This is a genomic window from Corynebacterium sp. MSK122 (assembly GCF_030229435.2).
Taxonomy (GTDB): Bacteria; Actinomycetota; Actinomycetes; order Mycobacteriales; family Mycobacteriaceae; genus Corynebacterium; species Corynebacterium marquesiae.
The window spans coordinates 1-23559 of sequence record NZ_JASPHV020000020.1 but is presented as its reverse complement, the minus strand read 5'-3'; the positions used below and the strand labels follow the sequence as shown (position 1 = coordinate 23559).

16 protein-coding genes and 1 pseudogene are annotated in these 23559 nt (G+C 60.0%); 9 read left to right on the top strand and 8 right to left on the bottom strand.

Annotated features, from left to right (window positions below; genetic code table 11):
* Window positions 1–13: 13 nt before the first annotated feature.
* The 5 genes from QP934_RS08880 to QP934_RS08860 all read right to left on the bottom strand — a co-directional run bounded on the left by QP934_RS08880 (window position 14) and on the right by QP934_RS08860 (window position 7998).
* Window positions 14–1387, bottom strand: coding sequence for an AI-2E family transporter (locus QP934_RS08880; protein WP_419127349.1), 1374 nt, complete (start codon window positions 1385–1387; stop codon window positions 14–16).
* Between the two features lie 118 nt (window positions 1388–1505).
* Window positions 1506–4949: a bifunctional proline dehydrogenase/L-glutamate gamma-semialdehyde dehydrogenase gene (locus QP934_RS08875; protein ID WP_419127348.1), complete on the bottom strand. Its 3444-nt coding sequence runs from the start codon at window positions 4947–4949 to the stop codon at window positions 1506–1508.
* A gap of 582 nt (window positions 4950–5531) precedes the next feature.
* Window positions 5532–6191 (bottom strand): response regulator, encoded by a 660-nt coding sequence (locus QP934_RS08870; RefSeq protein ID WP_419127347.1) that lies wholly within the window; start codon window positions 6189–6191, stop codon window positions 5532–5534.
* Window positions 6192–6448: 257 nt separating this feature from the next.
* A complete protein-coding gene (locus tag QP934_RS08865) occupies window positions 6449–7639 on the bottom strand; it encodes a sensor histidine kinase (protein ID WP_419127346.1) in 1191 nt (396 codons plus the stop codon).
* A 182-nt stretch (window positions 7640–7821) separates the two neighbouring features.
* Entirely contained in the window at window positions 7822–7998 is a 177-nt protein-coding gene (locus QP934_RS08860; RefSeq protein WP_337888767.1) for a hypothetical protein, read from the bottom strand.
* A 451-nt stretch (window positions 7999–8449) separates the two neighbouring features.
* On the opposite strand from QP934_RS08860, the gene dnaK reads away from it, so the two are divergent.
* The 4 genes from dnaK (at window position 8450) to QP934_RS08840 (ending at window position 12780) form a co-directional block, all read left to right on the top strand.
* Window positions 8450–10300 (top strand): molecular chaperone DnaK, encoded by a 1851-nt coding sequence (gene dnaK / locus QP934_RS08855; protein WP_005325523.1) that lies wholly within the window; start codon window positions 8450–8452, stop codon window positions 10298–10300.
* The gene (gene grpE / locus QP934_RS08850; protein WP_419127345.1) at window positions 10300–11007 is read left to right on the top strand and encodes a nucleotide exchange factor GrpE; all 708 of its coding nucleotides are present in this window, start codon (window positions 10300–10302) and stop codon (window positions 11005–11007) included. The genes dnaK and grpE overlap by 1 nt, the downstream gene beginning before the upstream one ends.
* Window positions 11008–11104: 97 nt before the next feature.
* The gene (dnaJ, locus tag QP934_RS08845) at window positions 11105–12310 is read left to right on the top strand and encodes a molecular chaperone DnaJ (protein WP_419127344.1); all 1206 of its coding nucleotides are present in this window, start codon (window positions 11105–11107) and stop codon (window positions 12308–12310) included.
* A gap of 20 nt (window positions 12311–12330) precedes the next feature.
* Window positions 12331–12780, top strand: coding sequence for a heat shock protein transcriptional repressor HspR (locus QP934_RS08840; protein WP_340419170.1), 450 nt, complete (start codon window positions 12331–12333; stop codon window positions 12778–12780).
* A 185-nt stretch (window positions 12781–12965) separates the two neighbouring features.
* Here the strand turns inward: QP934_RS08840 and QP934_RS08835 are convergent, their stop codons facing one another.
* Together QP934_RS08835 and QP934_RS08830 are read right to left on the bottom strand one after the other, a co-directional pair.
* Window positions 12966–14120 carry an alpha/beta hydrolase gene (locus QP934_RS08835; protein WP_340419169.1) on the bottom strand — a complete coding sequence of 385 codons (1155 nt, stop codon included), beginning with the start codon at window positions 14118–14120 and terminating at the stop codon, window positions 12966–12968.
* Window positions 14121–14128: 8 nt separating this feature from the next.
* On the bottom strand, window positions 14129–14392 hold the full coding sequence (locus QP934_RS08830) for a hypothetical protein (protein WP_419127343.1): 264 nt from the start codon (window positions 14390–14392) through the stop codon (window positions 14129–14131).
* A gap of 91 nt (window positions 14393–14483) precedes the next feature.
* Between QP934_RS08830 and QP934_RS08825 the strand changes: the two genes are divergently transcribed.
* Window positions 14484–15299 carry a carbon-nitrogen hydrolase family protein gene (locus tag QP934_RS08825; protein ID WP_419127342.1) on the top strand — a complete coding sequence of 272 codons (816 nt, stop codon included), beginning with the start codon at window positions 14484–14486 and terminating at the stop codon, window positions 15297–15299.
* On the opposite strand, the gene QP934_RS08820 is transcribed toward QP934_RS08825, so the two are convergent.
* Window positions 15296–16465, bottom strand: a complete 1170-nt coding sequence (locus tag QP934_RS08820) for a 2-polyprenylphenol hydroxylase (RefSeq protein WP_419127341.1) — start codon at window positions 16463–16465, stop codon at window positions 15296–15298. The genes QP934_RS08825 and QP934_RS08820 overlap by 4 nt on opposite strands.
* A gap of 180 nt (window positions 16466–16645) precedes the next feature.
* On the opposite strand from QP934_RS08820, the pseudogene QP934_RS08815 reads away from it, so the two are divergent.
* The 4 genes and pseudogenes from QP934_RS08815 to QP934_RS08800 all read left to right on the top strand — a co-directional run bounded on the left by QP934_RS08815 (window position 16646) and on the right by QP934_RS08800 (window position 23316).
* A pseudogene (locus QP934_RS08815) lies at window positions 16646–18041 on the top strand (sodium/glutamate symporter).
* 290 nt (window positions 18042–18331) lie between these two features.
* Complete coding sequence (locus tag QP934_RS08810) at window positions 18332–19714, top strand: TetR/AcrR family transcriptional regulator (protein ID WP_419127340.1); 1383 nt, start codon at window positions 18332–18334, stop codon at window positions 19712–19714.
* Window positions 19715–19846: 132 nt separating this feature from the next.
* Window positions 19847–22402, top strand: a complete 2556-nt coding sequence (gene clpB, locus QP934_RS08805; RefSeq protein WP_419127339.1) for an ATP-dependent chaperone ClpB — start codon at window positions 19847–19849, stop codon at window positions 22400–22402.
* A 56-nt stretch (window positions 22403–22458) separates the two neighbouring features.
* Window positions 22459–23316: a sulfurtransferase gene (locus tag QP934_RS08800; protein WP_049379001.1), complete on the top strand. Its 858-nt coding sequence runs from the start codon at window positions 22459–22461 to the stop codon at window positions 23314–23316.
* Window positions 23317–23559: the final 243 nt, after the last annotated feature.

Here is a 23559-nt window from a genome sequence, read left to right as displayed (position 1 = left end):
TGGTGGCTGAGCCTTAACTCAACGGGCTCATGGACTGGTAGAGCTGTTCTACCTTGTCGCGTGGGGTCTCGTCATGTTCGTAGGTGACGTCGCTGAAGTCTTCAGGATCATCCTTGGATCCGGTGATGATGTCTATATCGGAGGGCTCGACTTCGCCGGAGCGCAGGGCTGCCATTTCTGCGTGGTAGCGCACGACAACGGCGATGGTTGCGGCCACGGGGACGGCGAGGAAGGCACCGACGATGCCAGCCAGGGTGGAGCCGACGGTCACGGAAAGCAGGACGACGGCGGCGTGCAGGCCCATTGCCTTGGACTGCAGCATCGGCTGGAGGACGTTGCCTTCCACCTGCTGGACGATGATGATAAGTGCAAGCGCCAGCAGCGCGTTGGTCAGGCCATTGGAGACCAGCGCGATGATGATGGCGAGGGCACCAGCGGTGACCGCACCGATGATCGGGATGAAGCTGGCGAAGAACGTCACTACGGCGATGACGAGCGCGAGCGGAACTTGCAGCACCCACAGGCCAAGGCCGATGAGCACTGCGTCCACCATGGCCACGGCGGCCTGCGCCTGGATAAAGCCGGACAAGGTTTTCCAAATGCGGGAACCGAGTTCGGTGATGTGCCAGCCGGTGGAATTGCCGGTGTACTTGCGCAGCCACGGCAGGAACTTGTCGCCGTCTTTAATAATGAAGAAGGTGACAAAGAGCATGATCAGTGCGGCCACGACGATGGAGCTGGCCATCGAGAAACCAGAGATAACGCCGGTGGCGATGGTAGAGGCTTGGCCCTTGGCAAACTTGACCACGTCTTGCAGCACGGACTGTAGCTGGTCGCTTTGGATATCGATGGGGGACTTTTCCACCATCTCCGTGAGTTGATTGATGCCATCTTCAGCTTGGTCAATGAGTGTCTGGCTTTGGTTGGTGACAACCGGGGCCATGGCGGCAAAGACGCCGCAGAAGATGATGATGAGACCGAGCAAGGTGCTGACCGCCGCAAGCGAGCGCGGGAATCCCTTACCACGCAGCCACGCGCTGATGGGGTAGAGCACCGTGGAGACCAAGACGGCGAGCAGGACTGGCAGCAGGCCTACCCAAATGAACTTGAGCAGGTAGCCGGCCAGCGCTAGGCCGGCGACGATAAGGATAAAGATCACCGAGACCTTGGCCATGGTGCGGAAGTCCCTGGCTAGGACGGCGGATTTATCGTCGCGCTCGGCAGGGTGCTCGCTGGCAGCCTCTGCACCAAGGTGCGCGTCATCATAAGCGACGAGGGTATGCGAATCTTCCTCGCCCGGCTTCTGGATCTGTGTTGCGTTGCCTTTTTCTTGCGCAGACGGGCGCTTGGCCTCGTCGCGGGAAGACGAATTATGTGACGTAGACATTGTCTACCACTATGCCACATAAAACTCGCAGCGCATATACGAAAAGGAGGTAGCGGCCCATGGGCGGGGCGCTACCTCCCTTCAGTACCTTTAACACGTCCGCTGACGCGGCCGGGAATTACTCGTCACGCAGGTTACCTACGTTGCGAATAATGCCGAAGCGGTGCATGGTAACCGAAACTGCCTGCTCCAGGAGGTAAGGAAGGAGCTCGCGGCGGCCGTCGGCAAGCACGGGCTGGTCCAGCACCACGGAGTTGGAGCGCACCGCGGCCTCGTAGACGGAATCCGGCACGGTGCCCAGGGCGCGCACGCGGGAGGAGGCGTCATTGGTCACGGCGGTGGCAAAAGCCTCGTCGGTGATGGCCTTGACGTCGAAGCCGAGATCCTGCAGCTGGGTGGCAACCTCCGGGGTAGCGGAGATTTCCGTGGCGGTGCCGGTAATCGCGGCGGCCAGCACCTGGCGAGCAACCTCGCGCAGCTCGTAACCTTCGCCCACGCGCACGCGCAGCTTGGTCAGAAGCGGGCGGTAGCGGAAGATATTAGCCTCAGAGACCAGGCCGGTGCGGTCGTGGTTGCGGCCAAACTCTTCCTGCCAGGCCACCTGGTCCAGTTCAGCGGCGCGCCACAGCCAGGTGATGTCCTCCTCGGTGAGCTTGCCAGAGAGGTTATCGCGCAGGCGGTGCAGTGCGGCGAGGCTGGCTGGGGCAATGTCCACGTTGCGCGGCTTGAGTTCGCCATCGGCCCACTCACCCATCTGTGCCACGTAGTTCGGGCCACCAGCCTTGGCACCCGGTCCCATGACGGACTTCTTCCAACCGCCGAAGGACTGGCGCTGGACAATCGCACCGGTGATCCCGCGGTTGACGTAGGCGTTGCCCACCTCAACGTTGTCGATCCAGTACTCAATCTCGGCGTCGTCAAGTGAGTGGATGCCGCCAGTTAGGCCGTAGCCGGTGTCGTTTTGCCAGGCAATAGCCTCTTCCAAGGTATCGGCGTACATGATGCCCAGGATGGGGCCGAAGCACTCATTCTTGTGGTACCAGGAGCCCGGCTGCACATTATCGCGGATGCCCGGGGACCACAGGGTGCCTTCCTGGTTGAGCTTTTCCGGCTTGAGGAGCCACTTCTCACCCGGCTCGAGCTGGGTCAAACCGCGCAGGAGCTTCTCGCTCGGCTCTTCCGCCAGGCCATTCATGGTGGTGGTGATATCGAAGCCCGGGCCCGGCTTGAGGGTCTTAACGGCATCCAGCAGCTGGGTGCGCAGGCGCTCGGACTTACCCGCCGCGCCGACGAAAATGACCAGGGAGGCCGCCGAGCACTTCTGGCCGGAGTGGCCAAAGGCGGAGTTGTAGAGGTCATCGATGGCCAAGTCTGGGTCCGCCGCAGGGGTGATGATGAGCGCGTTCTTGCCGGAAGTTTCTGCCATGATATTCATCTTGGGCTTCCAGGAACGGAAGAGCGCGCCGGTATCGGAGGCGCCGGTGAGGATGACATTGTCCACGTCATCGTGGGAGAGCAGGGCCTTTCCGGCCGCGGCTTCATCAGTAAGCACCAGCTGCACCAGATCTGGATCCAAGCCCTGTGCGTCGAGGGCGGTGCGGAAGGCCTCCACCACGAGCTTGCCGCAGTGAACCACCTGCGGTGCAGGCTTGACGATGACCGCCGAGCCCGCCGCCAAGGAAGCCGCAATGCCGCCGGTGGGGATGGCAATGGGGAAGTTCCACGGTGGGGTTACCACGGTGACGGTGTGCGGAGTGAACTCGGAGTAGGACTCTTCCAGCAGGCGCGCGGACTGGCCGTAGTAGGTGCAGAAGTCAATCGCCTCAGAGACTTCAGGGTCGGTTTGGGTGACGGTCTTATTGGCCTCATACGCAGCCACGGAGATGAACTTGCCGCGCTGGGACGCAATCTGATCTGCCACGGCCTCCAGTGCGGCGGCGCGCTCGGCGGCAGGGCGCTTGCCCCACTCGGTGCCCAGCTCCTTGGCGCGAGCGATATGGCCTTCTACTGCGGCTGGGTCGGTGACCTCCCCGATGCCGTGCTCGCCCGGGTTGCGCTTGAGCGCTTCCAGCGCCCACTGGCGGTTCGGCGCGAGCGCCGGGTCAGTGTCAGCCTCGTTAGTAAAGCGGCCAGTACGCGGTGCTTGGCGGCCGTCCTCCTCGAGGCGGTTCTGGGTGCGACGGGCGCCAGCGAAGGTGTCCCAGCGCTTGGCGACGGCCCGACGGAACGTCTCTTCCTGGTCCGCCAGTGGCTCCTCGCCCGGGGCAAAGAGCGCGTAGAGGAAGTTCTGCGGCGCGGAGTTTTCCTCCAAGCGGCGTACCAGGTAAGAAACGGCGACGTCGAAGTCTTCTGCGTGGACAACCGGGGTATAGAGGATCTGGCGGCCGTCAAAGACCTTTCGCACCGCTGCCTGCTGTGCTGGGGACATGCCCTGCAGCATCTCCGAATCCATCATGTGCAGCACGCCGCGCTTCTTACCCAGCTCATAGGCCATTGCCGCGGTGTAGAGGTTGTGGGTTGCTACACCGATGCGGACGCTATCGGCGTACTCTTCGCGCAGGATGTAATCCAATAGGCGGTAGTAGTTGGCGTCAACGTCGAGCTTGTTGGTGTAGGTAGCCAGCGGCCAATCGTGGACCTCGCCCTGCACGGTTTCCATGGATAGGTTCGCGCCCTTAACGATGCGCACCTTGACCTTGCCGCCGCCCTTAGCCACGCGCTCCTTAGCAAAGTCAGCGATATCCTTGAGCGCATCGAAGGTATCCGGCAGGTAAGCCTGCAGCACGATGCCGGCATCCAGGGTGAGGAATTCCGGCTCACTGAGCAGCTCCTTGAACAGGCGGATGGTCAGGTGGAGGTCGTGGTACTCCTCCATGTCCATGTTGATAAAGACCTTGTCGGTACGGTCCGCCGCAGCCTGGTACAGCGGACGCAGGCGCTCCTTGAGGCGCTCTACCGAGCCATCGATATCCCATTGATTGAGCTGGGCCACCATAGAGGAAGCCTTGACCGAAACGTAGGTTACGCGTGGGTTCTGGATGAGCTTGAGGGTGCGCTCCGCGCGGGACTTAGCCTCTTCCTCACCGAGCACGGCCTCACCCAGCAGGTTGAGGTTGAGCTGTTCGCCGGATTCGGCGGCCTTGTCCAGAATCTTGTTGAGGGCATCAGACTCGGCGTCCAGAACGAGGTGGCCAACCATCTTGCGCATGTACAGGCGGGCAACCGGCATGACTAGGTTGGGCAGGATTGGGCCGAAGAAGCCACCGGCACCAACGAGCGCACCATTGATGCTGCCCAGGAACGACGGGTCATAGTGAGAGGAAATATCCTTCAGCGCGTGTGCGGCAACCTTGTCATCTTCTGGGCGCATGACGCGGTCGACGAAGTCCATGGTGAACTTCACGCCGTCCTCATCGCGCAGCAGGTCTGCGAGTTGTTCGGTGGCCTTATCTTCTTCGTCCGCAGTGGACTTCAACCAGTCGTGGGCGCGGCTGATAGCTGCAGGCAGGACTGCTTCCACGTCATCAGAGATGGGCAAGCGGGTATTAGCAGGAGAAGTCATATGGGTTCTACCTCTTTTTTCAAACGGGTCACATCCCCTTAGCCGCTAGCAGTATTCGTGCCGGACAGTGGGCTGCCGGGCGATACGGGCGGTTGGGACGTAAGCGGTGAGCTATGTGGTGCTGCAGGGCGCAGCTGGGTGAGGAGCGAACACGCGGGTGCGCGCGACGCAAAGTGAGGGTCGCAGAGATTCGTGGTGAAATGCGATGTCAGCGGGCCATTATGCGGGCCGAATGCGGACGGGAGGCCTATCGCTGCTGCGACGAACGCGCGCCAGGTTGGTGTTCAACTCTCACCTGCTTTCTATGACGTGGCTATGGGTGGGCAGAGGAAGAAACGTGAGCGGCTTAGCGCTTTGACGTGCGGCAACCCTGCAGGTTCAGGCTCCAATTGTTGCCTAGGAAATATTATGAACTTTTGTGTTGCCGTAATTATAGGGAAGCGCCAAACGTGATGCTAGTCTCCTTCGGTAAATGGTAGACGGGGGTAGAAAAACAAAAAATAAACCCCAGCATGTGGGGTTTAGAGGGGGTATTGACTCATCCGGGGGTATCCCACCCCCGGATTGTCCAACAATTGGGTTCTAAGAACCGTAGCCAGCCTTGAGCGCCTTCACTGCCAGCTCGAGGCGGGACTTGGCGTGGAATTCACTGAGCAAGGTGGACACATACTTCTTCACCGTGCCCGGTGCATAATGCGTGCTCTTGGCAATTTCTTCATTGGACTTTCCTTGGCAGACCAAGTCCAGGACCTGCTCTAGCGCAGGGGAGATATGGTGATTGTCCTTGATCTTGGCGGTTGTAGCTGCCGCATCGGCGCTGGTTCCCTCAGCGTTCCAATCGGGAAGCTGCTCAAACAAGCGGGTAAGCGACTGTGGGGTGACAACCGTGCCGCCGCGCACGGCCTCGCGCACGGTATCCAAGATGTAGACCGGCTTGGAGCTTTTTAAAATATAGGCCGCGGCCTTATTAGACATGACCTCTTTGAGGGTCTCGTCATTGTCCATTGCGGTCATCGCAACAAAGACCGGCGGGTCTTCCAGCTTGTTGACCTCGCGCAAGAGGGTTGTGCCGTCCATCTCGGGCATATGTACGTCCGCGACAATGACGTCAAATTCGTGCTCTTGCAAAAGCGCGAGGGCGACCTTGCCATTTTCTGCGGTGGCGCGCACCTCCATGTCTTCAGCCGAGGCGAAGTAGCGCCCCAAGGCCTCAAGGACAAGTGGGTCGTCATCGACGACCAAGAGGGATATTTTTACTTCACGCACCATGGACCTGGGCAACCAAATGCAATATCGACGGGAGATGCGTATTCCGTAGTCTTTGGCAGATCACCAGGCGTAAGGCCGGCGCCGAAGACGGAAGAAGACAACATTAGTGGGGCGAGAAGACTTGCGAGTGCGGCCTGCATCAAGGCGCTCCTTTTGTGAAAGTTTGAATAGGCAGAAACAAGCGAGAGCTTAGTGTAAGAATTAAGCCTTTGCTATACAACGTGGTGGAACTAACGCCGCTTATGGGCGCTGGGCGGCAGAAATAGATTCAACTCCCATTTTCCAGACTCCAAATCCGTGTCCAATCGCGCATCCATCGTGGCTGCAATCCGGTTCATAGAGGATATACCAATGCCGGAGGACATTTCGGTGTTCTTGCTTGTTGGTTTAGCTACGGGATTAGTGATGGTAATGACCGTCCAGCCCATATGGGGTCGAACAGAAATTACAATCTCCGCCCTTGGTGGAGAATACTTCACCGCGTTTAGGCAGGCTTCTGTGGTGATGGCTGCGATGGGTTCCAGAATTTCTTGGGGAAATTCTGGCGCAAACTCCTCGCCCTTGACCTCAACAACGGGTGATCGATTCAGGCGGGAAAGGCGCTCCTCTTCCTCTGAAATAAGCTGGGCAAAGCTTGTTGGCTTCGTGGTTGAACCAAAACTCATGCCGTCATTAATCCCATCGATATTATTTCGCAGGACCTTGGTCAGTGCCCGTACTTCCGACATGGAAGAGCGCATGGAATCGCTGAGCTCATCGAGTCTCTTCGCTAGCTCTGGATGCTTGGAATATTCGAGGCTCAGGGCCTCTAGCTGCATGGTGTTTACCGTTAGGTTAGAAACAACCGAATTGTGCAAGGTTTCTGCGAGGTCGGATTGGCGGCGCTTCACGTCATCGTTCCACTCCACCATGGCAGATCTATAGCGGTTTGCAGAGTGGGCGAAGGTCGCTCCAATTACGCCACCGACGCCAATTAGCATTCCCCAAGTGAAAGCTGTTGCAGGGTGGATACTTAGTTCAAGCGTTTCGGGATCAATGAGCCCGCAAATCCATAGGAGTAGGCCGACCGCAATTGTGTGGCTATGTTTGCCGTGGCAAGCAACTACCGCTAGGAAAATCGGAGCTAGGAACACCGAACAGATAAATGGGGCCCGTGTAAGAAATGTAGCGATTAGCCAGACGGCGACAAAGGCACCGGCCATTCCCAAAGGCCAGCGAAAGCCTGAAGTAGTTATCACTGTGAGAATTAATCCAAGAATGGCTGCCGATAACTGATGTTCTGTGGGGGTAAGGAATGCGCCTAGCAGGGTAAGGGAAACGCAGAAGAAGGTAGTAATGGCTGCTGTCCGCTGCAGGGTCATGGCCGCGCGGATGCGTTGGTGAATTGGCGGCTGTGAAGGTTTCGACACGGTGCGGTCCACGCTTCCTGGATGCTAAGGCTCAATGAGGTTTTATCTCCCTAGTGTAAGTACAGCGAACGTGAAACAGCGATTGAAACAGCGAAACCCCCGCACCTTCGTGCGCGGTTCCTTGTGGTGGGTTCCGAGCGGAGGAAGAAGGTGAGGGGGTTTAGCTGGTCTTCATGAAGGAGTGTAGAGGCTAATTACTTAGCCTCTACAGCAGCCTCTGCGTCATCCTTGGAGGACAGGCCCTCGAATACGGAGGACAGGCCCTCGGAGTCGGTGTTGGACTCGGAGGAAGCCTCGATGAGGCCCTTGATGCCCTTGATGAGTGCCTCGAAGTCGATGGCGGAGCTGAGGTCTGCGAGGGTATCGAACATATGAATTCCTTTCGGATTGGCGGAGTAAAACTACAATCTCTCTCTGGGGTAGCAGCTCTTAACTGCTGTGATTCCTAGTATGCGGTAGTGGGGGCGGGCTGCCAATCCTCTTTTGGATCCTTTCTGAGGTAACTTTTGGATCCCCTTAGGATCATTTAAGGATCTCCGTTTGGGTACGGGGCGGTGCCAGTAGAGGGGGTGATTGTGTGGAGGGTAGGGGTGGACGTCGGAAAGAGCGGTGCTGAGCTGCATAAAGAAAAATTTTACAAGAAAAGTTGAGTCGCGAGGAATAACTTTTGTAGGCTACCTGTTGTAAGGGTTGAGTGACACGGACTCAAGGTTGTGTGACTGGGCGCAGAAGTTCTGTTACAGTAGCGCTCGGACGCAACAAGAAGTTGAGTCACCGACAGTCAACTTTATTAATTACCCCAAGATAAAAGGAGAAGAAATCATGGGACGCGCAGTAGGTATTGACCTTGGTACGACGAACTCCGTCGTTTCCGTACTGGAAGGCGGCGAGTCCACCGTTATTGCAAACTCTGAGGGCTCCCGCACCACGCCTTCCGTTGTTGCTTTTGCAAAGAATGGCGAAATCCTGGTTGGCCAGTCCGCTAAGAACCAGGCGGTGACCAATGTTGACCGCACCATCCGCTCCGTCAAGCGCCACATCGGCACCGATTGGAAGATCAACATTGATGACAAGGACTACACCTCCCAGGAGATCTCCGCTCGCACGCTGATGAAGCTGAAGCGCGACGCAGAGGCTTACCTCGGTGAGGATGTTACTGACGCCGTTATTACCGTTCCTGCATACTTCGAGGACGCACAGCGCCAGGCCACCAAGGAAGCTGGCCAGATTGCAGGCCTGAACGTGCTCCGTATCGTTAACGAGCCAACCGCAGCTGCTTTGGCTTATGGCCTGGAAAAGGGCGAGCAGGAGCAGACCATCCTGGTATTCGACCTGGGTGGCGGCACCTTCGACGTCTCCTTGCTGGAAATCGGCGATGGTGTCGTCGAGGTTATGGCCACCGCCGGCGATAACGAGCTGGGTGGCGATGACTGGGATCAGCGCATCGTCGACTGGCTGGTAGACCGCTTCAAGACCTCCCAGGGTGTTGACCTGACCAAGGATAAGCGCGCCGTACAGCGTCTGCGCGAGGCTGCAGAGAAGGCAAAGATTGAGCTGTCCTCCTCTCAGCAGGCCAACATTAATCTGCCGTACATCACCGTCGACTCCGACAAGAACCCGCTATTCTTGGATGAGACCCTGACCCGCACCGAGTTCCAGAAGATCACCCAGGATCTGCTGGACCGCACCAAGGCTCCGTTCAACCAGGTCATCAAGGACGCTGACCTTTCCGTCGGCGATATCGACCACGTTGTTCTCGTTGGTGGCTCCACCCGTATGCCAGCCGTATCTGACCTGGTTAAGGAACTGACCGGCAAGGATGCCAACAAGGGCGTTAACCCGGACGAGGTTGTTGCAGTGGGCGCTGCCCTGCAGGCAGGCGTGCTGCGCGGCGAGGTTAAAGACGTGCTGCTTCTCGACGTCACCCCGCTGTCCCTCGGCATTGAGACCAAGGGTGGCGTGATGACCAAGCTCATCGAGCGCAACACCACCATTCCGACCAAGAAGTCCGAGACCTTTACCACCGCAGAAGACAACCAGCCTTCTGTGCAGATTCAGGTCTTCCAGGGTGAGCGCGAGATGGCTACCGCCAATAAGCTGCTGGGCTCCTTCGAGCTCGGCGGTATTGCTCCGGCACCGCGCGGTGTTCCGCAGATTGAGGTCACCTTCGATATCGATGCCAACGGCATTGTCCACGTGACCGCAAAGGACAAGGGCACCGGCAAGGAAAACACCATCAAGATTCAGGATGGTTCTGGCCTGTCCCAGGAAGAAATCGACCGCATGGTCAAGGATGCTGAGCAGCACGCCGAAGAGGACAAGAAGCGCCGCGAGGAGCAGGAGCTGCGCAATAACGCAGAGTCCACCTCCTACCAGACCCGCAAGTTCTTGGATGACAACGCTGACAAGGTATCCGAGGATGTTAAGACCAAGGTCACCGAGGCTGCTGACGCCGTTGATGAGGCTCTGAAGGGCGATGACCTCGAGGCCATCAAGTCCGCAGTGGAGAAGCTGTCCACCGAATCCCAGGAGATGGGCAAGCAGATCTACGAGGCACAGGCTGCTGAGGCCGGCGCTGAGGGCGCTGCCGATGCTGGTGCTGCGCAGGGTGACCCGAACGTTGTCGACGCTGAAGTCGTTGACGAGGACGAGAACAAGGATGGCAACAAGTAATGACTCAGGACAGCGGAATGCCGCACAACCCAGGCGACCCGGAAAACACGGATCCGGAGGCTACCTCGGCTGACCGCGCTGAGGCTGCTGCCGAGCAGGCTGAGGAGGCCCAAGCCGCGCAGGAAGCGCAGGCTGATGCCACCGAGGAAGCCGAACTGGATCCCACCCTCGATGCTGACCTTGAAGAAGCGCTGGCGGACGTCAACGCCGATGAGGTAGAGGCCGAAGCCGCGGGCGAAGAGCCCGCCGGTACTGGCGCCAGCGATGTGGAAGCACAGTTGGCAGAACGCACGGAAGACCTGCAGCGTCTCAATGCGGAATACACCAACTACCGCCGCCGTACCGAGCGTGACCGCCAGGCCGTAATCGAGACCACCAAGGCCAAGGTCATCGCAGATTTCCTGCCTGTCCTTGATGACTTGGAGTTGGCTCGTGAGCATGGTGACTTGGAGGGCCCGCTCAAGGCGTTTGCGGATAAGCTCCACGACACGTTGGAAAAGCACGACCTCGCTGCCTTTGGTGAGGAAGGCGATGCCTTCGACCCTGAGGTCCACGAAGCCGTGCAGGACTTGTCCTCCGGCGATGAGCAGGTGCTTGGCACCGTGCTGCGCAAGGGCTACCGCGTAGGCGACAGGCTCGTACGCAATGCCATGGTCATCATCGCGGACCCCAGCGATGAGTCCGGCAGCTCGGAAGATTCCGAGTAAATAACATAAAGGGCGCCCTGGGAATTGACTAGTGACCTTCCCGCGGCGCCCTTTTACTTAACTTGTATCGATTCTCTTTGAAAGGAGGAGATGCCCAGTGAGCGCTAAACCCGAATGGGCAGACAAAGATTATTATGCGGATCTGGGGGTCTCCTCGTCCGCAGACCAGAACGAGATTAAGCGTGCTTACCGCAAGCTAGCGCGCGAAAACCACCCCGATACCCACCCAGACGACCCCGCAGCAGCGGAACGGTTCAAGAAGGTTGCGGAAGCCTACGACGTGCTTTCCGACGCTGCCGAGCGCAAGGAATACGACCAGTTCAAGGCCATGCTCCGCAATGGAGGCGGCTTTGGACGGATGGGAGGCGCCGGATTTCCCGGCGGGTTTCGATCCACGCGCATGGGTGGACAAGGTGCGCAAGAATTCGACCTCTCGGACCTCTTCGGAGGATCCGCTGGAGGATCGGCTCAAGGCGGCGGTGTTGGGGATATCTTCGGTAGCGTTTTCAACCGCGGCGGTAGTGCTGGCCACTCAGCTAAACCGTCGCGGGGGGCCGACGTCGAAACGGAAATAACCCTCGACTTCCGCGAGGCCGCTAAGGGAACCACCATTCCCCTAGCGCTCAGCGGCAATGCGCCGTGCACCACGTGTCACGGCTCGGGCTCCGCTTCCGGCAAGACCTCTACCTGTGGCACCTGCAGCGGTACCGGTTTTACCTCGGAAAACCGCGGCGCCTTCGGTTTCTCTGCCCCGTGTAAGGATTGCGATGGCACCGGCCGGCGCATCACGGATCCGTGCAAGGATTGCCACGGCACCGGCACGGTTCACCGCACCCGCAATATCACCGTGCGCATCCCTGCCGGCGTCATCGATGGGCAAAAGGTCCGCCTCGCTGGCCAAGGCGAAGCAGGTCCCAACGGTACCCCGGCTGGTGACCTCTTCGTGGCGGTGACTGTAAAGCCGGATAAGGTCTTTACTCGCGAGGGCGATGACCTCCATGTCACCGTTCCGGTTTCTTTCACGGAGCTGGCCTTGGGCGATACCATCGCGGTTCCAACTTTGGATAACCCGGTGCGCGTGAAGATCCCCGCTGGTACGCCGGATGGACGCACGCTGCGGGTGCGCGGAAGGGGCATCGCCAAGCGCGGTGGCAACTCCGGTGATCTACTGGTTAGCGTGCAGGTTACCGTGCCTACCAAGCTCGATGCCGCCGCCTCTAGCGCACTGCGCACCTATGCTCAAGCGGAAAAGGACTCCGGTTTCAACCCGCGTGCGGGTTGGGCCGGCGCCGAGAATGCTTAAGGCAGGAGGTGTGTTAAGAAATGAGCACTGGAAAGGCAGAAGATTCCGGCACCGCGGTCTACGTCATCTCCGTAGCTGCGGAACTCTCCGGAATGCATGCCCAAACCCTGCGCACCTATGACCGCATGGGCTTGGTCTCCCCGGCCCGCACTCGTGGCGGTGGCCGCCGCTACTCTGACCGGGACATCGAGCTGCTGCGCAAGATTCAGGCGCTGTCCCAAGACGATGGCGTCAACCTTGCCGGCATCAAGTCCATCATCGAGTTGACCGAGGAACGCGATCGACTCGAGGCCGAGCGCGACGCTTTAGCTGAAGAGGTCCGGGCCCTGCGCGAGCAGGCCGCTGGACGCCGCCCGCAGCGCGGTGGTGAGCTTGTCCATGTCCCACGGTCCACCTCCGTGGTGATGTGGAGCCCACGCACCGCGCGTGAGCGCAAGCGCTCCCGCGGCCGTGGATACGGCCAAGACTAACTCTCGCTCTGCAGACGAGTACACCCAACCCCGCAGCCAGCTTCCCCGCTGGCTGCGGGGTTTTCTTCGGCCTTGGCCGTGAGAACCACTTGATGATGCTGGGCCACTATCAGGAGACTAAGAATATGTTAGTCTCCTATTCGGACCAGCCGGCTGGTCTGTTCTAAAAGGCCCAACCCCTCGGACTAGTTCGCGTGTGCCACTTGGCCTAGGCCACGCAAGAACCGGGGGTCCTCCCAATAGGAGCCATGATCGCCAGGGAGGCCATCCGCACCGGGAAGGGGAGTAGCGCCAAAGGTATCAATGGTGGGATCGGGGCCATGGATGCCGCCGTGAGGCCCCGTCGTAATAGCGATGGGGTCGTTGACGTTTGTGGCTGCCCAGATGCGGCCATGCAGTTCTGAGGCATGGCCAGCGCCGGTGCCGGGGCTGCCGACGAGCACTACGTCCGCAGCAATCCTTTCCTGCTTTGCGGCATGCCCGGTGACGACGGAACCATAGGAATATCCCACGACGGTGCGCTTGGCTTGCGGATAGCGTCTACCGAGCGAGCGCTGAAACCGGGCGAGTTCTTGGCTGGCAGTGTGTGCGGGAGTGGCGTGAACCGCACGGGGCAGGGAAGATGGCGCCTGGTAGCCCAACCACACCACCGCCGGCCCGCCGCTGGCCTTAGCAAGATTGCGGCCGCGGTCCACCGCGCGCTGCCAGGTTTCTGGATCGGAGGAGTGAACTCCTTCCACGAAGGTGGTAAGCGATGCCGGCGTAGTCCGGAAGCCACCGGGGTCCACCATGGCTACGAGCCGTCCGTCGCCAGTTTCTAGCACCCGCATATCTGGGTTCTGCGCGGCGAGTTCAGACACGTGCTCGCTGGCCTGAGCAAGATTAATCTCGTGGACAGTATCTACTGGAAGATCGGAGAAGTCTTCCAAGCGAACGGGTGGGGCCACCCCGGCAGGCGTACACAGGGCATCGATTTCTTGGGAGCACAGCCAGTCGAGGGAATCGCCCAGTGCCCGCACTTGATTCAACAAGAGTCCAGCGGCGCTGGCCGCGGGGCCATTGCGCTCATCCACTTGTCCTAGAAATGCGATGATGCGGTCTTCGAGTTCCTCGCGGCGAGCCTGCAAGGTGGCGTGGAGTTCAAGGGTGGTGGCAACCTGTTCCATCTGGTGCAGCGGTTGTGCGAGCCAGTCGGTGAAGCTTGCCAAACTGGCGCGGGCGGCGTCACCGGCGGGGCCACCCAGCGATAGGTCGCGCCAATCCTGGTGTGCATCTAAAAATCGAAAAAGCAGTTCAGCGCGTTCGCCATGCAAAATGCTAGCGCCATGTCTTAAAGTCACGGATAGGGTCATCGTCCATCTCCCAATGCCTGGCCTAGGCAGGAATCCGCCCCGGCGGCAGTATCGAGGAAGGCCTCAATGGAGCGCAATTGCTCGGCCGTGGCGTCCTCCGTTGCGGTCACGGCGCTGGACCAAGTGGCACGGGCTCGCTCTAGTGCGGCCGCGGTGCGGCAGGCGGTATCGAGTGCGGCCGTCGGCGGTGGCAGCGGAGGGCGCGCCATGAGGGAGCGGACGTAATCGGGCAGGTGGGTGGAAATTTCTACATAACTCATGCCCCTAAGCCTGAAGGACCATACAACGCCGCGCTAGGGGTAAAGACGCAGCCTGTGGATAACTCCGCATTGCTTCATTATTTTGGGAGGCATGAAGGTAGCAGCAGTGCAGTTAACGTCCACCGGTAATGTCACCGAAAACCAGGAATTGGCCCTCGCCAAGATCCGTGAGGCGGCCGGAAACGGGGCGCGGTTAATCGTGCTGCCGGAGGCCACGGCGCAGAATTTCCGCTCCGGTCGCCTTGATGAGCAGGCGCAGACGCTCGAAGGCCCGTTCGCCACGGCGATCCAAACGCTCGCAGAGGAGCTTGAGGTCACCGTCGTGGCCGGCATGTTCTGTCCAGCCGATACCGTGGAGCGCGACGGCAAGACCATTAATCGCGTGACCAATACGGCGCTCATTGCAGGACCTGGCGTGCTGGGCGGCTACGACAAGATCCACACCTATGATGCCTTTGACTACCGCGAATCGGATACGGTCTTAGCCGGCGAATCGCTCGTAGCCTTCGACGTGGATGACCTTATTGTGGGTGTGGCCACCTGCTATGACATTCGCTTCCCAGAACAGTTCAAGGAGCTGGCCAGCCAGGGCGCGCAGCTCATTGTAGTACCCACGAGCTGGGCGGATGGCCCCGGAAAGCTGGAGCAGTGGCGCCTGCTCACGGCCGCGCGTGCCTTGGACTCCACCAGCTATATCGTTGCGGCCGGCCAATCGCGCCCGGGCGGTGACGCAGAGGCGGGCAATCCTTCCGGACCAACGGGTATTGGCCATTCCACCATCGTTGATCCGAATGGCGTGCGCATGGCCGAGGCCGGCTACGAGGATGACATCCTCTATGCCGACATCGATCCGAATGAGGTAGCGAAAACCCGCCGCGCCTTGCCGATTGTGGCCACTGTGGGCTAGGCCAGAGCCGCGTAGTCTTCCGGCTGCCAGCGCCCGTCGCGGCCCCAGCTAAGGACGTCGATCTGCTGCTTGCCGACGCCCCTTTGAACCAACCTTTCCGCACCTTCTACAACCTCGTCGGCTGGTCCGACGAGTAAGAAGCGTGGGGGAGTGCCTGTGGATAACTCCACCTCGTTGACTACTACATCGGTCGGTTCCCCGGAGACTACGTAGTCGGCGCCGGGCGCCAATTCGCGGGCATTGAGCAGCCACGGGTCTTTTTCTTCCCGCACGATGCGGCGCACTGGTACGCCAAGTGCTGCCAGGTTCTGCTGGAAGTAGGTGTCATAGTGGGTGCCGGGGCTCCCTGCCACGGCAAAGATGCGGGGCACCTGGCGGCTATTCTCCTTCAGCGCGGCGAGTGCCGCGCAGCGGGCCGTGGCCCACCCGGTGCCATAGGCAATAATGACCAGTTCGCCTGCGCCCGCGTTCTGCAGGCTAATGCCGCCGGCGGGCTGGCCCAGGGTCCACCAATCTCCGGGCTGCGCGTGCGCGAGGGACCGGGAAGCCTCGCCCGCGGTGGAGATGTGAAAGACCACCTGGCCCGTTCCGTCGCTAGGCTGCGCAGGAGTGAGCATCCGCCATTGCCCGGGCAAGTACTGCGTGGTCACCGGAAAGTGCTGCCCCGGTTGATAGGGCACAGCCAGGCCAGCCTCCACGTGGATGATGGACGTCTCGCGGGTGGGGTGATCCACTGCTACCACTTGCGCCGAGTGCGCCGGTGCTTCGCCGGCGGCATCGGACGCCCGCGCGGCGTCGGCCATCGTGGCGCACACCTGGTGGATGACGTCGCAGGCAAAGTTGTATTGATACTGCGTCAGCGCCAAAACCCGCAGGCCCGCTACCAGGGCATCGTCGAAGCGGGAATAGATTTCGGCCGGAAACCCATGCCGGCGGTGATCGCGGGCGAGCTGGGTGAGCTTTGCAGAGACGTCGGAAAGCAGGGGTTGTCCCGGCTCCGTATGCTCAATCACCCACGCCAGCGCAGGCACCATCGAGGTATGGGTATCGCGCATCGACAGGGCAAAAATCTGCCGGGATTCAGGCACAGCGTTAAAGAAATGCTCGTGCACCGCATCGCGGTACTCGTCTGCGTAATTTCGAAAATGCTCGCCCAATTCCCACATGGCACATCATCCTAATAGTCAGCGCCCAACCGGGGGTCGAGCTACCTACTGAAAGCTGTAGTGGGGGGTGAAAACGGGAGTCTATGTTGTGGATCACTTAGTGGAAGGTATTGTATTCCCTATCCGCCTGCCCTCTAACGGGGGCAAGCCGCCATAATTGCACAGTTAGAAAGGGTCCCCATGGAAGATTTTTCCGCTTATACGCTCATGCTAGATGTGGGCTGGATTTCTTTGCTCATGGTCATCGGCAACGTCCTGCGTCACCAGGTGAAGTTCATTTTCCAGGACCTGCTGCTACCTGCCCCGATCACCGCCGGCCTTATCGGCCTGGTGGTTGGTCCAAATGTGCTGGGGTGGATTAACTTCTCCGATAACTTGGGCGACTACACCTCCATCCTCATCGCAGTGGTCTTTGCGTCTATGGCCTACTCCATGGAAGTGGGCGGCAACATGGGCAAGGGCGCGCGCAATATGTGGGGTTATTCCACCATGATGTTCACCGGCCAGTGGGGCCTGTTCATCGTGCTGGGTCTTTTCCTTTTTGCGCCGCTTTTCGATACCCCGAATTGGTTCGGCATGATGCTGCCCGTCGGTTTCACCGGCGGCTTCGGTACCGCCGCGGCCGTGGGTGGTGCGCTCGAGGGCGTAGGCGCTGATGCCGCGTCTTCGCTCGGCTTTACCTCCGCGACCGTCGGCACGCTGGCCGCAATCATCGGCGGCGTAGTCGCCGGTAACTGGGGCATCCGCAAGGGCAAGGTCTCCCACGTACCTAAGGAGCTGCCGGAAGAGCTGCGCCGCGGCTATATCAAAAACATCGATGAGCGCCCGTCGCTTGGCCGAGCTACCACCAACCCTTCCTCCATCGAACCGCTCGCATTGCACTTCGGCTTCATCATTCTGACAGTGATGACCGCCTACGGCATCAACCAGGGGTTGAGCAGCATCTGGGAGAATGTCTCCGTGCCGCTTTTTGCCATGTCCATGGTGGTGGGCCTAATCTTCCGCGCGCTTATGAACTTCGTTGGCGCCGAGGACTACTTGGATAAGGACTCTATTTCCTCCATCTCTGGTGCGGCCACGGACTACCTCATTGCCTTCGGTGTGGCCGCCATCGTCCCGGCCGCTATTGCCTCTTATTGGCAGGCACTTCTACTGTTATTGGCAGGCACTTCTCCTGCTCTTCGTCCTGGGCACCATCTTCTGCGTGTTCTTCTTGCTGTGGTTCCCGGCCGAGTTCTTTGGTGAGCGCTGGATTGAGCGGGGCATCTTTGGCTGGGGCTGGGCCACCGCCACCGTGGCGACCGGCATCGCCATCCTCAAGATTGTGGACCCCAAGCTTAAGTCCGGCACGCTGTCTGAATACGGCATGGCCTACATTGGTTTCGGACCATTCGAAATCTCGTGGACCATCATCGCGCCTATGGCCGTGATGTACGGATTCACCGGCATTTTCGGTGCCATTTCCTTAGCAATTTCCATCGGCGTCTACATTGCTTTTAAATCCATGCGTCTTATGCCACCGCGCGGCACCATCTTCCAAGAGGGCATTGGCCACGTAGGGCAAAAGCAGGAATAGCCGCGCTTGCCGACGTCCCCTCCCTCACACCGTTACCTTAAAAAATTATGAGATAGGACGCGCAAAACTGAGAAAATGTTCTATCGGTGCAAAGTGGATGGACGTGGCTGCGGCTGTGATCGTGGCCCATCGGCCCGCTACCACCGTCAACATTGGTGAGGGGCTGTATACTTGAAAAGGGTAATCGATTGGGACTATCCCTAAACCTTAAAATTTGTTAGAATCAGTGGATATCAATCTCTGGCATGATGAGGAACTAGATGTACCAGTTGGATGGGGCTTCCAGTCGGGTGATTATCCTGGAAGCTGCTGTTTATATAGCGGGCTCTGCAGGTGAGCAGGCTGTTACCGTGGACTCTGTGGCGGACCAGGCTGGCCTCTCGCCGGAGGCGGTTTCTGCGGAATTTACCAGCGGTGCTGACATGCTTGCGGCAATCCCAGATTTTTTGGATTGCCGCATGTCTGAATACATGGTGGAAGCGGCGCGTCACCTGCCGGAGGGTAATTCCGGCGGCGATGTTCTCATGCAGTTGGCCGAGGCCTACTTTGCCTACGCGCAGGACGAGCCTGGTATCTACCATTACCTCTTCGAGCGGTACGATGCCATGGATGAGGAGCACGTCTGCCAATTCGCCAAGGGAGAAAAGTCGGGCACGCCGGGTGCGGACATGGCGCTGGACGTCGTCAAGCGTTTTGCCGAAGAGCAGGGTGCCGTCGTAGCAGCAGATGGAGATATCTCGCCTCTGGAAATCGGCCGCATCACTTTGGCGCTCTGGTCGGTCATTCATGGTATGGGGCACTTGAGTGTGGTGGGCATCTTGCGCCTGCAGCATGCCGTTATTCGCGCCGCTAATCTGAAGCAGGTGGATCGCCTCGTGATTGATGCCCTGCAATATTGGTTTAAGAATAAGCAGATCCCGCAACGCCGCCCCATTATGAACGATGCCCGCGGCATTGTGGAAAAGGTTATGGGCAGCGAGCGTGAAAAACCCTTCGTGGCTCCGGATAACCTTGAGCAGATGGATCCTGAGGAAGCCAAGAAGGTCATTATTGAGGCCGCGCTGCGCGTGGCTGGTCGCCGCGGCGTCGACCGCCGCTTCTTTGACCACGTGGCCGAAAAGCTTGGTACCTCCAAAGACTTCCTGACCACCATCGTGGACAATGACTTCGCGCTGCGTGAGGTTGCAGAAACCCTCACCACCACAGAGATGGCGAAGGTCTTCGAGGACTGTCTCGCCGTGCTTCCAGAAGATACCCCCACCGTAGACCGCCTGCAGATTGTTGCTGCCGCCTACTTTAACTACGCGATGATGTACCCAGAGCGCTTCAGCTCCATTATTGCGCTGGCCAGCGGTTCCATTGTTCCGCACAATGGTGACGGTAGCTCGCATGAGGGTATGACCAAGAACTTTGCCATCATGATGGACCTGCTCCGCAAGTTTGTCATCGAGATGGGAATTACCCCCACCGACCAGCTGGTCTATATCAGCACCTTGGCTGTATGGGCCGGCGCCAATGGCATTGCCCATCTGTGCAGTATCGGCGATTTCAAGACCTTTAATGAAGATCTCAAGTGGGCGCTTTTCATTCAGGTAGTGACCGTATCCTTCTTCGCTACCGCCCACAGCTTGCAGATTCTGGGCCATGAAAACGAGGAGTACAAGCAGGTTTAAAAGCCCTGCATAAAGTTGAGCGACCCACACTCAAAAATATTTAAGTTGAGTGGAATAGGCTCAACTCTGGGTGCGTTGTGCTAAGTGAAGCCCTACAGTGGGTGAATAAAACTTAGAAGGAGCAACGCACACATGAACTCATTTAACCCCACCACTAAAACACAAGAGGCTTTGCAGGACGCCCTGCAAACCGCCTCGTCCAATGGCAATCCGGATATCCGCCCGGCCCACCTGCTGGCGGCCATTCTTAGCCAAGAAGGCGGAATTGCCGCCCCGGTTCTTAAGGCCACCGGCGTAGACCCGGATACCGTGCTCAAGGAAGCCCGTGAGCTCGTTGATTCTTATCCCAAGGCCGAGGGCGCCAATATGCCCAACCCGCAATTTAACCGCGACGGCCTCAACGTCCTGACCAAGTCGCAGGAGCTGGCCGGGGAGCTGGGCGATGAATTCGTCTCCACCGAGGTCCTTCTCGCCGCTATTGCTGGCTCCAAGACCGACGCCGCCGAGCTGCTTACCGGCCGTGGTGCTACTTATGACGCCATCAAGGGCGCCTTCCCCTCCGTGCGCGGTGCCGCCAAGGTGACCTCTGAGAACCCAGAGGACCAGTTCCAGGCCCTAGAAAAGTACGCCACGGACCTCACCGCACGCGCCCGCGAGGGCAAGATCGACCCGGTCATCGGCCGCGATCAGGAAATCCGCCGCGTGGTCCAGGTGCTTAGCCGTCGCACGAAGAACAACCCGGTGCTCATTGGCGAGCCCGGCGTGGGCAAGACCGCCATCGTGGAGGGCCTAGCCCGCCGTATCGTGGCTGGCGACGTCCCCGAGTCCCTTAAGGGCAAGACCCTCATCAGCCTAGATCTTGGATCCATGGTCGCCGGTGCTAAGTACCGCGGTGAATTCGAGGAGCGCCTCAAGGCCGTGCTCGATGAGATTAAATCCTCCGAGGGCGAGATCATCACCTTCATCGATGAGCTGCACACCATCGTCGGCGCCGGCGCTACTGGCGACGGCTCCATGGACGCCGGCAACATGATTAAGCCCATGCTGGCCCGCGGCGAGCTGCGCTTGGTTGGCGCCACCACCTTGGACGAATACCGCAAGTACATCGAAAAGGACGCCGCCCTCGAGCGCCGCTTCCAACAGGTCTATGCTGCCGAGCCTTCCGTGGAGGACACGATCGGCATCCTGCGTGGCTTGAAGGAGCGCTACGAGGTACATCACGGCGTGCGCATTATGGACTCCGCGCTGGTATCGGCCGCCGAGCTTTCCAACCGCTACATCACCAACCGCTTCCTGCCGGATAAGGCCATCGACCTCGTCGATGAGGCAGGCTCCCGCCTGCGCATGGAGATCGACTCCTCCCCGCAGGAAATCGACGAGCTTGAGCGCATCGTTCGCCGCATGGAGATCGAAGAGCTGGCGCTGAAGAAGGAATCTGACGCCGCCTCCCAGGACCGCCTAGCCGCCCTGCAAGGCGAGCTCGCGGACCAGCGCGAGAAGCTCGGCGAGCTCAAGGCCCGCTGGGCCAACGAGAAGAAGGCCATCGACGATGTCCAAAACATCAAGGAAGAACTCGATGACCTGCGCCGCCAAGCCGAAATCGCCGAGCGCGACGGCGACCTCGCACTGGCCTCTGAGATCAACTACGGCAAGATTCCACCGCTGGAAAAGGATCTCGCGGCCGCGGAGGTCAAGGCCACCGAACAGCGCAATACGATGCTCGATGAGGAGGTAAGCCCGGACACCATCGCGGAGGTCGTTTCCGCCTGGACCGGCATCCCGGCCGGCAAGATGTTGCAGGGCGAGACCGAGAAGCTGCTCAACATGGAATCCGTGCTGGGCAACCGCGTGGTCGGCCAGAAGGAAGCCGTCACTGCCGTATCGGACGCAGTGCGCCGCTCCCGTGCGGGCGTGGCCGACCCCAACCGCCCGACTGGTTCCTTCCTCTTCCTCGGCCCCACCGGTGTGGGCAAGACCGAGCTGGCGAAGGCATTGGCGGACTTCCTCTTCGACGATGAATCCGCCATGGTCCGCATCGATATGTCCGAGTACGGCGAGAAGCATTCCGTCTCCCGTCTCGTCGGTGCCCCTCCGGGATACGTCGGCCATGAGGCTGGCGGCCAGCTCACCGAGGCCGTGCGCCGGCGCCCCTACACGCTCGTGCTTTTCGACGAGGTAGAAAAGGCCCACCCCGACGTCTTCGACGTCCTCCTCCAAGTTTTGGACGAGGGCCGGCTTACCGACGGCCAGGGACGCACCGTCGACTTCCGCAATACCGTCATCATCCTGACCTCCAACCTGGGCGCCGGTGGCACCCGCGAGGAGACCATGGACGCGGTGAAGAAGGCCTTCAAGCCCGAATTCATCAACCGCCTCGATGATGTGGTCATGTTCGAGCCCCTTTCTGAGGAACTCCTGCGTGGCATCGTCGACATCCAACTGCGCGGCCTGTCCGAGCGCCTCGACGCCCGCCGTCTGACCCTGCAGGTCTCGGATTCCGCCAAGTCCTGGCTGGCCGAGCGCGGCTACGACCCGGCCTATGGCGCCCGCCCGTTGCGTCGCACCATCCAGCAGGCCATTGGTGACAAGCTCGCCAAGAAGCTGCTGGCCGGCGATATTGTCGACGGCGATACCGTCCACGTGGACGTCGCCGATGGCGGCGCCGAGCTAGACATCGCCGCCCGCTAATCGGCCTTCCACCGCCCGCCGCGCCAAATCCTGCTCATGCCCCTAGACTCGGGGGCATGAGCATTTTGGTCTCCCCGCAAGAACTCCGCGAATCTATTTATCACGGCGAGCGTTTCACCCTCTTGGCCACCCACTGGCAGCCGCAGCTGCGCCAGAGCTACAACGAATTTACCTCCCTGCACATCCCGACGGCACTGTTTAGCGATACCGCCAATTCCTTCGCCGGCCTGCCCGGCTCCCAAGTAGGCCGCAACCCGCTGCCGGATCCGGATAAGCTGCAGGAGCACTTCCGCCAGTGGGGAATCCGTGAGGACCGTCCCGTCGTGGTCTATGACGAGGGCCGTGGCCTTTTCGCTGGCCGCGCGTGGTGGACCCTGCGCTGGGCTGGTCTAGACAACGTCCGCATCCTCGACGGCGGCTTGGCCAATTGGCGCCACCTGGGCTATACCACGCTGACCGGCCCTGGCAACTTCGCCGTCGGTGCCACCGCCGAGGTCAACCCGGGCCAGATGCCCGTGGCCACCATCGATGACGTGCGCAATCACGATGGCCTGCTCATCGATACCCGCACCCGCAACCGCTTCGCCGGCCGCCGCGAGAACCTCGACCTCAAGGCCGGCCACATCCCCGGCGCCGTCAATGTGCCGGAGCGCCTGTTCCACAACGATGGCCTGCGCACTTGGAAGTCCGCGGGCGAAATCCGCGAAGTGCTTTTCGACGCCGGCCTCACCCCCGACAACGTCCAAGGCGCCATCATCTACTCCGGTTCCGGCAATCACTCCGCCCTCGCCCTTGCCGCCATGGAAGACGCCGGCTTCACTGGCCTGCGCCACTATGTCGGCGGCTGGTCCCAGTGGTCCGCCAACCCCCACAACCCCGTCGAGCGCGGCGACCGCTTCACCGTCAACGGCTAATCGCCCCAGCCCGCCCCTCGCCTTCGCCCTCAGCCTCCCGCGTCCGCGCGCCGAGCGCTGAGGGCTTGCTCCTTCCTACTACTATCGTGGGATGATGGCTTTTCTAATCCTTGCTCTCGCGGTTCTTCTCGGCATTGCTGGCGGTGCCCTACTGCTTTACGACGGCAAACAGCGCACCTCCACCCCTACAGCCTCCGCCGACGCGGATCCCAGCTCCGCGGCTGTCTCTTATACACATCTCCG

Coding starts and splice junctions, on each gene's coding strand:
- QP934_RS08880 (WP_419127349.1), bottom strand. CDS start 1,387: ATGTCTACGTCACATAATTCGTCTTCCCGCGACGAGGCCAAGCGCCCG.
- QP934_RS08875 (WP_419127348.1), bottom strand. CDS start 4,949: ATGACTTCTCCTGCTAATACCCGCTTGCCCATCTCTGATGACGTGGAA.
- QP934_RS08860 (WP_337888767.1), bottom strand. CDS start 7,998: ATGTTCGATACCCTCGCAGACCTCAGCTCCGCCATCGACTTCGAGGCA.
- dnaK (WP_005325523.1), top strand. CDS start 8,450: ATGGGACGCGCAGTAGGTATTGACCTTGGTACGACGAACTCCGTCGTT.
- grpE (WP_419127345.1), top strand. CDS start 10,300: ATGACTCAGGACAGCGGAATGCCGCACAACCCAGGCGACCCGGAAAAC.
- QP934_RS08840 (WP_340419170.1), top strand. CDS start 12,331: ATGAGCACTGGAAAGGCAGAAGATTCCGGCACCGCGGTCTACGTCATC.
- QP934_RS08830 (WP_419127343.1), bottom strand. CDS start 14,392: ATGAGTTATGTAGAAATTTCCACCCACCTGCCCGATTACGTCCGCTCC.
- QP934_RS08825 (WP_419127342.1), top strand. CDS start 14,484: ATGAAGGTAGCAGCAGTGCAGTTAACGTCCACCGGTAATGTCACCGAA.
- QP934_RS08820 (WP_419127341.1), bottom strand. CDS start 16,465: ATGTGGGAATTGGGCGAGCATTTTCGAAATTACGCAGACGAGTACCGC.
- clpB (WP_419127339.1), top strand. CDS start 19,847: ATGAACTCATTTAACCCCACCACTAAAACACAAGAGGCTTTGCAGGAC.
- QP934_RS08800 (WP_049379001.1), top strand. CDS start 22,459: ATGAGCATTTTGGTCTCCCCGCAAGAACTCCGCGAATCTATTTATCAC.